At 42.4% G+C, this 11,595-nt stretch carries 11 protein-coding genes; 5 read left to right on the top strand and 6 right to left on the bottom strand.

Features of this window, described 5'->3' with window-relative positions; all coding sequences use genetic code 11:
• Positions 1 to 211 precede the first annotated feature (211 nt).
• The 3 genes from NDN13_RS17770 to NDN13_RS17760 all read left to right on the top strand — a co-directional run bounded on the left by NDN13_RS17770 (position 212) and on the right by NDN13_RS17760 (position 2,488).
• Positions 212 to 853: a peroxiredoxin gene (locus NDN13_RS17770; RefSeq protein ID WP_251116398.1), complete on the top strand. Its 642-nt coding sequence runs from the start codon at positions 212 to 214 to the stop codon at positions 851 to 853.
• Positions 854 to 1,092: 239 nt separating this feature from the next.
• Positions 1,093 to 1,902: an MBL fold metallo-hydrolase gene (locus NDN13_RS17765; protein WP_251116397.1), complete on the top strand. Its 810-nt coding sequence runs from the start codon at positions 1,093 to 1,095 to the stop codon at positions 1,900 to 1,902.
• A gap of 1 nt (position 1,903) precedes the next feature.
• The gene (locus NDN13_RS17760; RefSeq protein ID WP_251116396.1) at positions 1,904 to 2,488 is read left to right on the top strand and encodes a dual specificity protein phosphatase family protein; all 585 of its coding nucleotides are present in this window, start codon (positions 1,904 to 1,906) and stop codon (positions 2,486 to 2,488) included.
• 146 nt (positions 2,489 to 2,634) lie between these two features.
• Here NDN13_RS17760 and NDN13_RS17755 read toward each other — a convergent pair whose 3' ends face one another.
• The 5 genes from NDN13_RS17755 to trpA form a co-directional block, all read right to left on the bottom strand.
• Entirely contained in the window at positions 2,635 to 3,564 is a 930-nt protein-coding gene (locus NDN13_RS17755) for a DUF6929 family protein (protein ID WP_251116395.1), read from the bottom strand.
• Between the two features lie 76 nt (positions 3,565 to 3,640).
• Positions 3,641 to 4,729 (bottom strand): SPOR domain-containing protein, encoded by a 1,089-nt coding sequence (locus tag NDN13_RS17750; protein ID WP_251116394.1) that lies wholly within the window; start codon positions 4,727 to 4,729, stop codon positions 3,641 to 3,643.
• Positions 4,720 to 6,006: a bifunctional tetrahydrofolate synthase/dihydrofolate synthase gene (gene folC, locus NDN13_RS17745; protein ID WP_251116393.1), complete on the bottom strand. Its 1,287-nt coding sequence runs from the start codon at positions 6,004 to 6,006 to the stop codon at positions 4,720 to 4,722. The genes NDN13_RS17750 and folC overlap by 10 nt, the downstream gene beginning before the upstream one ends.
• Positions 6,003 to 6,899, bottom strand: coding sequence for an acetyl-CoA carboxylase, carboxyltransferase subunit beta (gene accD / locus NDN13_RS17740; RefSeq protein WP_251116392.1), 897 nt, complete (start codon positions 6,897 to 6,899; stop codon positions 6,003 to 6,005). Before accD ends, folC begins: the two co-directional genes overlap by 4 nt.
• On the bottom strand, positions 6,896 to 7,699 hold the full coding sequence (gene trpA / locus NDN13_RS17735) for a tryptophan synthase subunit alpha (RefSeq protein ID WP_016162645.1): 804 nt from the start codon (positions 7,697 to 7,699) through the stop codon (positions 6,896 to 6,898). The genes accD and trpA overlap by 4 nt, the downstream gene beginning before the upstream one ends.
• A 275-nt stretch (positions 7,700 to 7,974) precedes the next feature.
• On the opposite strand from trpA, the gene NDN13_RS17730 reads away from it, so the two are divergent.
• Positions 7,975 to 9,306 (top strand): Na+/H+ antiporter NhaC family protein, encoded by a 1,332-nt coding sequence (locus NDN13_RS17730; protein WP_251116391.1) that lies wholly within the window; start codon positions 7,975 to 7,977, stop codon positions 9,304 to 9,306.
• 263 nt (positions 9,307 to 9,569) lie between these two features.
• On the opposite strand, the gene NDN13_RS17725 is transcribed toward NDN13_RS17730, so the two are convergent.
• The gene (locus NDN13_RS17725) at positions 9,570 to 10,592 is read right to left on the bottom strand and encodes an AraC family transcriptional regulator (protein ID WP_251116390.1); all 1,023 of its coding nucleotides are present in this window, start codon (positions 10,590 to 10,592) and stop codon (positions 9,570 to 9,572) included.
• Positions 10,593 to 10,708: 116 nt separating this feature from the next.
• Between NDN13_RS17725 and NDN13_RS17720 the strand changes: the two genes are divergently transcribed.
• Entirely contained in the window at positions 10,709 to 11,584 is an 876-nt protein-coding gene (locus NDN13_RS17720; RefSeq protein ID WP_251116389.1) for a metal-dependent hydrolase, read from the top strand.
• Positions 11,585 to 11,595 lie beyond the last annotated feature (11 nt).

Genomic DNA, 11,595 nt, shown 5'->3' with positions numbered 1-11,595 from the left:
GACATCACATCACTAAAGATGCGTTAATGTAGCAAATTTGCATTTAACTTACATCGATTTGAATGTGAATTTCTGATCATTTTTTAACAAGATCAATAATCAATATCTCAAAAGTTCATAACAAAATACAAAAACAATAATTTTATTTATAAAGTAGATCCTGCATATTAAATGGAGATAGAAAACATAAAGAATGTATAGAGGACTGATCATGACATTACGTTTAGGCGACATCGCCCCAAATTTCCAGCAACAATCAAGCCAAGGTGATATTGATTTTTATGGCTTTTTAGGGGATAGCTGGGGAATCCTTTTTTCCCATCCTGCAGATTACACGCCAGTCTGTACCACGGAACTTGGCTATACCGCAAAACTTAAAGATGAGTTTGACAAGCGTGGGGTGAAAGCAATTGCCCTTTCAGTCGATGATGTTGAATCACATCAAGGCTGGATTCAGGACATCAACGAAACGCAGAATACCACAGTCAACTTCCCGATCATCGCGGACAAAGACCGTAAAGTTTCTGAGTTGTATGGATTTATTCATCCCAATGCCAGTGAAACCTTAACAGTACGCTCATTGGTGATTATTGATCCGAATAAAAAAGTTCGCTTGATTATTACCTACCCTGCATCGACAGGCCGTAATTTTAATGAAGTGCTGCGTGTGGTGGATTCATTGCAATTAACCGATAAGCATAAAGTGGCCACTCCGGCAAACTGGCAACATGGCGAAGATGTGGTGATTGTTCCATCATTGAAAGATGAAGAGGAAATCAAACAACGATTCCCTAAAGGCTATAAGGCCGTCAAACCTTATTTAAGACTCACGCCCCAGCCTGAACAAGATTAAAGCGTATGCTTTAATCGCAGTGCAAGACAAACGAAGTGCGTAGTAATAAAGACGAGCAGCTAGGCTGTGAGTGAATAAATTAAAGTACAAGGGTAATAAATCCAATCAAGCTTGAATAACTTGCATCTCAGCCTATTCTCTGAATAGGCTTTTTTATGCACAATCGAAATTTGTTTTGGTATTTTGGAATCAATACGTTATAAGAATAATTCGATCCGCCACACAATAAAAACAGCATCATGATCTACAATATCCATCATCTGCATTGCGGCAGTTTCTGCCCTGTATGTGCACCATTATTTGGGCAAACAGGTTGGAAAGCCCACCTCGTCTGTCATTGTCTCCTGATTGAAACAGATCGTGGCTTAGTTTTGATTGATACAGGCTTAGGTCTTCAAGACTATTTACACACCGAACAGCGCTTAGGACCTTTACTCAAACGTTTTGGTTCGATTGTTCCAAACCTAAAATTAACAGCCATTCAGCAAATACAGCAACTCGGTTTCAACCCGAGTGATGTAAAACATATTTTTGTGACCCATCTGGATTTTGATCATGCGGGTGGAATTTCAGATTTCCCCAATGCCACCGTGCATCTCCTAGCTGCGGAATTTAATGCTACTCAATCGCTGACAGCCAAGGGGAAACTTCGTTATAAAACAGAACAGTTTAAACAGCATCGTCATTGGAACTTTGCTGAACATAACGACGGCGAAGCATGGTTTAACCTGCAAAAAGTCCAAGGGCTTCCGTTATTTCAAGATGAAATTTTGATGATTCCTCTCATTGGACATACCGCTGGACATTGCGGCATCGCCATCAAAAAAGCAGATGGCTGGATGTTATTTTGTGGTGATGCCTATTACACCCACTTGGAACTCAATCCGAAAAATAAACTGAGAGCTTTAGGGCTGACCGAACGTTTATTGGCTGAAGATAACCAAATGCGTTTACACAACCTGAAACAGTTACAATATCTCGCTCAACATGAGCCCAGCATTGAGTTAATTTGTGCGCACGATCCAGTCGAATTCAATCGTTATCAGTAATATGAAAAAAACACTCCTTGCCCTCACCCTAATTTCTACACTCAGTGTAGGCGGATGCATGAAGCATTCAAGCCTCAATGATGAACAACGTCCAAAAAACTGGGGAACACTGATTTCACAGCAGCATAATTTTTATCAAATTAGCAATGATGTCTTCCGTAGTGATCAGCCCAGCAATGAACTCATTCCAAGCTTAAAACAATATAATATTGATACGGTCATCAATCTCAGAGCCAGAAATGAAGATGCCAAAGTTTTAAAAGATCAACCGTTTAATCTGGTGCATATTCCGATTTATACCTGGGCCATCAACCGTCAAGATTTATTGCAGACCATGCAAGCGATTCAAACAGCCAAGCAAAAAAATCATAAAATTTTAGTGCATTGTTATCATGGCTCAGATCGTACTGGAGCAACCATTGCCATGTATCGGATTATTTTTGAAAACTGGTCGATTGAAGATGCGGTCAAAGAAATGAAACAAGGAGGCTATGGCTTTCATGTGATCTGGAAAAACATTGATCACTTATTTACTCCAGAAAATGTCAAATGGATTCAACAGAAACTGGCGAATACCAGTAGCTAAATAACTGAATTGCTTTGGTATGCAAAAGTGATTATTGATAAATAAGTTGGTCTATTCACCAACTTATTTATTGTTTTCATGCTTATCAATGGCAGCACAAAACAAATATTCAAAGACAAATGATCATCAAAATATATGATTTAAGCTTATGATTTGCCCAAAGCGGCGTTGCTGAGTAATACCTTCAAAATTTCAGAATCACCGCCATCACTATCCGTGACTAGTAAAAAGACTTCGCCATCGGGGCTCGACTCAAACCAAGTAATTCCTTCAACCTTAATGGGTAGCGTCTGCCCTTTCGCATCTTGAATCAAATGCGTTGCTAAAGCTTTACCATCAGGAGAAAACACCAAGATAAAACTTCCCAAAACAGCACCGTCATCATAGCTATTGAGTGTTTGTTCGACCGCAGCGGTGGCAACGATCAAATTTTTATCCCTGACAAAACAAGCATCCGAAATGCCACTTGCTGAGCCATCAAGCTCAGGTAAACTCAATTTGAGCGAATGTGTCAGTGCATTTGCTAAGGATTTTCCCGCTTGAATGTTGGCTAAATCAAAGACTAAAACCCCATGATGGCGATTAATGTTGCCACGTTGAAAAATGTAGAGATGACGATAGTCTGAACAGACGGCTTCTATATTCAGTTCAGCTCCACCCGTTAATTCAACGTTATGCTGCAAAAAATCATAATCAGCTGCATCCAGGAAAGTGCTGACCTGATCATTAGCAGGATTATAGCGTAATGCCCGTTTTCGATTTTCGGTAGAACCCGAGCCCATCACCAAAAGCTGTGATTGTCCGCTCCAACTTATGTCGGTTAAAGCTTCAAAATCAGGCTTCTGTTTTTTGCTTAAAGCACTTAGCGGGACTTGCGCTGAAGCATCAAATAACGGAATTTTTTCAAAGCGCGTTGCATCGCTCAAATTATTGTTTCGATTGTTTTTTAATAAATAAGGGAGGTTATCACCAACAAAATAAACCTCATCCCCCACACAAGCAACTCCAGACAGTGCACTGATCCCTGAATCTTGTGTAAAAACAAATTGTTCTAATATTTTTATCGTTGTACTCATCCTCAAAATCCCCTATTGGTGGAACACTCACAGTAAAAGTAAGTGTTCCTGATTTAATTTCGGGGATGATCAGCCCTTATCGCTGATCAAGTGGCACCCAGTCAATCACCCACGCAGATTTCATGTTTAAGCTTTCATCCGTGGTAATTTTCTTACGAGTTGCATCGGCAACATCACGGTCTTTGGCTGGGCCAACCATAATTCGAATCCCTTTCGAGGTCGGACTCGTCGTCACTTTATAGCCTTTAGCACGTAATTTAGATACGACAGCATCTGCATTGGCTTGGTTCGCAGCGAGGGCCACTTGTACCATCCATTTCTTATCGCCATTTTCCATTAAATCACGTGCTTTCTCTGCTTCGGCTTTCTTATCTGCTTCTGCTTTACGTTTATCTTCAGCTGCTTTCTTGTCTGCTTCTGCTTTACGTTTGTCTTCGGCTGCTTTCTTGTCTGCTTCTACTTTACGTTTGTCTTCAGCTGCCTTCTTGTCAGCGTCAGCCTTACGTTTGTCTTCTGCTGCTTTCTTGTCAGCATCAGCCTTACGTTTATCTTCAGCTGCCTTCTTGTCAGCATCAGCCTTACGTTTGTCTTCTGCTGCTTTCTTGTCAGCATCAGACTTACGTTTGTCTTCAGCTAACTTCTTTTCAGCATCAGACTTCTGTTGAGCTGTTGTTTTTTGCTGTTCAGCACGCTTCTTATCATCAGCGAGTCGCTGGGCCTTAGCTTTTTCATCTTCAACCAGTTCTGGCGGAATGTTATCTGAACTTTCCTGAGCAGCTGCACGACGTGCATTAATCGCGGCATATTCCTCGGCTGCCTTACGCGCTGCCGCCGCTTCTGCCTGCTGTTGCATCTTTAAAAACTCAGCGGCACGTGCTTCTTGTTCTGCCACCGCTTTTTCACGCGAACGGCGTTGCTCTTCAAGCAAACGTTTTTCAGTTTCAACATCAACCGCCAAGGGTTGTAAAGAAACCATTTCACTCTCTTGAGCAGGCTGAGCTGTTTTTGGCTTAGACTCTGTTTTAGGAATCGGATGAGTAACAGTCGCTTGAGTCTGATCTTGCTCTATTTCTTCATTACCTTTCAGAAGCAATGCTGCCAATAAAACACCACCACCTAATAGAACAACGCCACCCATCCAGCGTTGTTTGTTATTCATCGACATTCTTCTAAATACTCCCAGACCGCTTCTAAAGTATGAAACGAACCACAGACTAAAATCAGCTGATTGTTATGACCTTGTTTCAGCACAGTTTCAAATGCTTGCTGGATACTGTCAAACTCATGCACCTGTTGCCCTTGCAGTGCTTCTTGGATTTGTTGCACTGGCGCGGCTCTCGGCACATCTAAATTAGCAATAAACCAATCTTTTACTGTTGTTTTTAGTAAATCAGTGACCGATGGAATGTCTTTATCAGCCAACATTGAAAATACTGCAACAACTTCTGTGTACTGTTTATTGTATTTTAGGAATTTTCGCAACTGCTTCAATAAAAATTCGACACCGTGCGCATTATGCCCAGCATCAAAAATGACGGTTTTATCTTGAATCTGACGTATTTCAAAACGTCCTTGTAAACGTGCCTGCTGAATCCCTGTAGCAATCGCTTGCTGAGAAACCTCAATGCCACTCACCAATACTGCGGCCACAGCAGTTGAAATATTATCTAAAGCGAGCTGAGCAACAGGAAGTTTTAAGGTTGTACCCGTGGATGCAAATGACCAGGTTTCACCATCATCATTGAGCTGATAAAAATAATCGCGATCTAGGGCATATAACTGAGCTTGGGTTTCAGCCACTTTCTCTTGAATGGCTTGTGGTAGCTGCTGCTGCCCTGCAAAAATGACTGGAATATTCGGACGAATAATCCCAGCTTTTTCAAATGCAATCTTTTCGATGGTGTCACCCAACCAGTCGACATGGTCTAAGCCAATATTGGTAATCACCGCAATATCTGGGTCAATCACATTGACCACATCAAGACGGCCGCCTAAACCAACTTCAATTACCCAAACATCACATTGTTGCTGTTTAAAAATAACAAAAGCAGCCAAAGTGGTTGCTTCAAAAAAAGATAAACTTAAACCACATTCACGGCGGGCTTGATCCACCAAAACAAACGCATCGACCAGACTTTGATCATCAACTTCTGCCCCTGCCAATTTGACTCGTTCATTAAAACGATAAATATGCGGTGACTGGTACAGACCGACTTTATAACCTTGCGCATTCAAAATCGCAGCTAAGGTCGTTGTGGTTGAACCTTTGCCATTGGTTCCTGCGACGGTAAATACCTTCGCTTGCGGTTGCATGACTCCCAACTTTTCAGCGACGGGAATAACACGTTCTAACCCTAAATCAATGCCTGTAACGTGAACATGGCCCCAATAATCGAGCCATGTTGTTAATGTATCTGTTGCATGTGGAGCGAGTGGTTTCAAGGTAAATTCATCAGCTTAGCGACAAGTCTGTATACAGTATCACGTAATGCATGACGATGAACAATTTGATCGACCACACCATGATCAAGCAAATATTCTGCGCGTTGGAACGGTTCTTCCAGTTTTTCACGCACGGTTTGTTCAATCACACGTTTACCCGCAAAGCCAATCATCGCTTTTGGTTCAGCAATATGGACGTCGCCAAGCATTGCCAATGAAGCAGTCACACCACCATAAACAGGATGAGTGAGTACCACTAAGTATGGAACACGTGCTTCTTTCATTTTCTGGATTGCTGCAGCAGTACGCGCCATTTGCATCAAAGACAACATACCTTCTTGCATACGTGCACCGCCCGAAGCAGCAAAACAGATCATCGGTTGATGTAAGGCAATGGCACGTTCAGCCGCTTGTACAAAACGGTCTCCGACCACAGTTCCCATCGAACCACCCATAAAGTCAAAGTCAAAAGCACATGCAATCAGGTCTAGGCCTTTCAACGAACCCTGCATGACCACCAATGCTTCAGTCTCACCCGTTTTGTCTTGTGCTTCACGCATACGATCTGGATAAGCTTTGCTATCCACAAATTTTAATGGGTCTTTGGCACTAAATTCTTGGCCCAGTTCTCCATTCACCTGATCAAAGAACCAGTTCAAACGATCACGCGCGCGCATACGTAAGTGTTCATCACACTGAGGACATACATAAGCATTAAATGACATTGCGGTACGTGTCACTAGCGCATGGCACTCAGGACATTCAATGGTCGGCTCAGTAAACGTTGCTTTGAATGTTTGCTGTTGATCTACAATCTGAATACCAGGAACATGACGCTCTGTCCAAGGTGTTGAAGGGCTAAGAACCTTCCCTGATGTTAACTCTTGACTCATACTAACTCATCGAGCGCAGCTCGAAGCTCCTTCACTTTATTCACCGTCTGTTGCGCAGCTTGATCTGCTGGCAATGTCGCAAAAGATTTAACGAAAGCACTTCCTACAATCACGGCATCGGCAACTTGACCCATCGCTTTTGCAGACGCTGCATCACTAATTCCAAAACCGACACCGACTGGTACATTGGTCTTAGACTTAATTTTTGCAATACGCGCCGCAGCTTCAGAAGTATCTAAAGTCGCTGCACCGGTTACACCTTTGAGTGACACATAGTAAACAAAGCCACTGGCCTGATTGACCACATGTTGAATACGTTGATCGGTTGAAGTTGGTGCAAGCAAGAAGATCTGATCCATTCCATTTTGTTTAAGAACTTCACCTAATTGCTTCGACTCTTCTGGTGGTAAGTCCACCAAGAGCACACCATCAACACCGCAGTCTTTCGCATAAGCAACAAACTTTTCATAACCAATCACTTCAACAGGATTTAAATATCCCATTAATACCACTGGTGTCGTTTGATCTTTTTCACGAAAGGCTTTCACCATATCCAATGCATCTAAGGTATTGGTTCCACCCGCCAAAGCACGCTCAGCGGCTAAGGCAATCACAGGACCATCGGCCATTGGGTCTGAGAATGGCAGACCCAGTTCAATAACATCGACTCCTGCTTCAACCATTTGATGAAGCAATGGAACAGTGACTTGTGGATGCGGATCACCTGCCATCACATAAGAAACAAGCGCTTTACGTTGCTGAGATTTAAGCTGTTCAAAACGAGTGGCAAGACGTGACATAGGATTATGCTTTCCTGATTTATATAAATTAAGGAGTTGTTTGTAGTCATACAAAAACACTGCATTGTAACGCTATTTTTTGCTCATTGAACAGAGTTTGGCGTGATTGCGACAGTGAATCTTGCTACTTACAACAGCCCTGCTACATTTATCTATATTTTGAGTTTTTTCTCAATGATCAAAGCTTCCTAATTTTGGGCTTATCGCATAGCATTTTAGAAATCAGCCAAGCTCCTTTATACTAGCCGCAATTTTTAAGTTTTCTTTTTATTTTTATGTCTGCCCACTCTCAGGAAAAAGTACAAAGCAATGCCCTTGCTTTGCTACCGCTATTGGTATTTTTGATCATCTTTCTCGGGAGTGGTCTCTATCATTCAATGATCGGGACAGAATTTGCCTTCTATCAAGTCAAAGCACCTGTTGCTGCGATTCCCGCAGTCATTCTGGCTTTACTGCTATATAAACAAAAGCTGAATGCAGCAATCGAAGAGTTTTTGCAAGGCGCCAGTCATCCCAATCTGATTCTGATGTTTATGGTTTTTATGCTGGCAGGCGCTTTTGCCAGTGTCTCCAGTGCCATTGGCAGCGTCGATGCGACGGTACAGTTGGGGCTTTCACTTATTTCACCAGAATTTGTCTTACCCATGCTGTTTATCATTGCCGCGTTTATTGCAACGGCAATGGGAACATCAATGGGCACCATTGCCGCCTGTGCCCCAATTGCTTTTGGTTTTGCCCAAGCCACGGATATTGCACCTGTCTATGCCATAGGTGCCGTAGTCGGTGGTGCCATGTTTGGCGACAATCTATCTATGATCTCAGACACCACCATTGCTGCAACCCGTAGCCAGAATGTCGAACTCAGAGATAAATTTAGAGTCAATGTCTGGATTGCACTCCCTGCAGCCATTATTACCTTATTGGTCTACATTTCAATGAGTCACGAGGCCGAAGCAATTCAATCAACCCCTTATGATCTCTGGTTGATTCTGCCTTATCTGGCTGTGTTTTTCCTTGCTTTTACCCGTCTGCATGTCTTGGCAGTGCTGATGATCGGGGTAATTCTATCTGGGCTGATGGGACTGATTGAGAAACCAGACTTTGACTTACTCAAGTTAAATAGCGCAATTTATGATGGCTTTGTCGGCATGTTTGAGGTGGCATTACTTTCCATGTTGTTGGGTGGATTATCAACCTTGATGCAAAAAGAAGGTGGTTTACAGTGGCTGATTCAACGTATCTACGCCATTACCCGCCTATTTAAATTCGGTAAACAACGTGCTGGTGAATTAGGGATTAGTTTCCTAGTGGTATTCTCGAATCTCTTTGTCGCCAATAACACCGTGGCAATTATTTTATCAGGTGATATGGCACGTGAAGTGGCCAGAGAATATGGGGTTGATCCTAAACGCAGTGCGGCTTTGCTTGATATTTTCTCGTGTGTGGTGCAAGGGATTATCCCCTACGGCGCACAATTACTGTTGGCCTGTTCGATTGCCAAACTCTCTCCAGTCGAATTGATTGGCAATATTTATTATTGCTGGATCCTTGCAATTTGCGCAGTCCTTGCAATTGCCTTTAATTATCCACGTTTAAAACTGCGCTAAAAAATTTGGATTAATCATTGAATATAGCAACGACTCTTACATTTTTAATAATTCTTTAATTTAAGCGACAGTCTACTATCGTGGCAGGCGACATGGATGTCGCCCGTTGGACTGCGGTAACAAGGATGTACCGTCAGTCCAACAAAGGATTTTTGTTACTTTTCATCCGTGAAAAGTAAAGAAGATATTAAAATGGCCCGATAATTCATAAATTAAGTTACAGTAGCCAAACCCATTTATTAAAAGTTGGTTAGCCATAAAATCTAAAGAGACTTTAAAAACTGTTTTGGAGTAACTCCTGTCCAACGCTTAAACGCCCGCCCAAACGCACTCTGATCGGCATAATTTAGTCGCTCCGCAATTTCAGAAAAAGACTTACCTTGCTGCAAATACAGCTTGCTCTGCTCCAAACGATACTGATCTAGCACATTCTGAAAATTCAGTTCATGGGCTTTGAGCTGACGTTGTAGCGTTCGTTCCGAACAATGCAGACGCTTTGCCACATAACTTTGCAACACCTCTTCCTGCTGCAATAAACCATGCTCGATAAAGCCATGTAACTTTTGGCGAAATTGCTGCTGTTGGATTTCAAAAGAACTCACGCTATTCAATGAATGCTGCGCTTGAGTGGATAAGACTTGGTTCAGTTGCTGGTCTGCGGCAATGCTTTTTGCCTTTAAAATTTGATTGGAAAAGCGGATGGCATACTGCCCTTGCTGAATCTGAATCGGACAACCATAAAACTTTTCAAAATGATAAAGCGCGGTATGCGGTGCATAGCCAAATTGGATCATCTGCGGTGGTACTAAAGCGTCTTGCACAATCGATTGCGCAATTTTAAAGATTAAGGCCAGATTGAGTTCATACATTTCCCGATAATCGCTATAGGATGCACTCCAAACAATTTGGATATATTCAGAAAACTGCTGTACATCGAGTTGTTCTAAATTGGTTTGTTTAAACACCAACGAATAATAACGTTGTAATAATTGCAGTGCCTGTTGTAGATCAATACTGGTCGATGCTAAATAGCCCATCAAACCCAAATCTTGTAGATTGGCATGCTCGGCCAATACCAATGTAATCGGACGAGTAAAGTGTGCTTGAGCAGCCTGTAACAACAAGGCATAGCGCTCGACATCAAAGTCACGCTCATCGGGGTTTTCCAGACAGGCTTGAAAGGCTTGCCAAAGTTCAGGTGCAACAACTTTAGACAAATCAATTTGTTCCTGTTGTAAAACACGATTAAACAAACGCAAATATCCAATGATTATTTTAACTGACATGGGTCAATCTCATCCTGAGCTGTCGTTATTTGTATAAAACTTGGCTGTAACTGTCAAAACATTTCATCGGACTTTTTCCATACTGAGTGCATGAAGAAAAACAAGGAATAGTCAAGATGAATGCACATGTTTCCTATCAAGTTGATCCTGTTGTCAGAACCAAACTGGACTTCCACCTCGACCAAGCGCCACGCTTCTGGTTTGGGGGTGATCCGTTCCGTACTCGTATGTTTGATGCTTTAAGCCTCACCTTCCCTGATGGCGAGCGCTACTTTATTGAATGTGTCCGTTTATTCCGTGACAAAATTGATGATCCAGACTTGCAGGAACGTGTTGCTGATTTTATTCGTCAGGAAGCACAACATGGCATTGCCCATGACAAAATGAACCAAGTCATGAAAGATCAAGGCATGCCTGTAGATCAGTTCACCACGCGTTTAAAGAAAATCTTTCGCTTTGAACTCAAGAATCGCTCTCCACAATACAACATTGCCATGACCGCAGCAGCCGAGCATTTAACTGCGCTAATGGCCGATACCTTCTATAGTAAAAAAGCAACCCTGGCAGAAGCAGATCCTTTTGTACGTGCACTTTTTGCTTGGCATGCGATTGAAGAAATGGAACATCGTGATGTGGCTTTTGATGTGATGCGTGAAGTCGGTGAAGTGCCTGAAGCAACCCGTCGCTTTGCCTTGGTGTTCACTACGGTTATGATGTTTGGCTTCACCCTGTATCGTACTGATGTCATGCTTAAAACCGATGGTTTTAACTTAAGACAACGTTTTGATATGGCACGTAAAGGTTTACCGTGGTTCTTTGGTCGTAACGGTATTTTAACCGCGAAAAAAGCGCAATATAGCGACTGGTTTAAAAAAGATTTCCATCCAAATCAACATCCTGTTATTCGCCAGTATGATGTCTGGATTGATACTTTGGCTAAGACCAATGACCCAATTGCAGCAGGTGAGGCATTCTGGCAAGCAGGTTTATAACCAAGGGCAAT

This window comes from Acinetobacter sp. C32I (assembly GCF_023702715.1).
Lineage (GTDB): Bacteria > Pseudomonadota > Gammaproteobacteria > Pseudomonadales > Moraxellaceae > Acinetobacter.
Note: the sequence above shows the minus strand (reverse complement) of the source record. Positions and strands in the feature narration are given on the sequence as shown.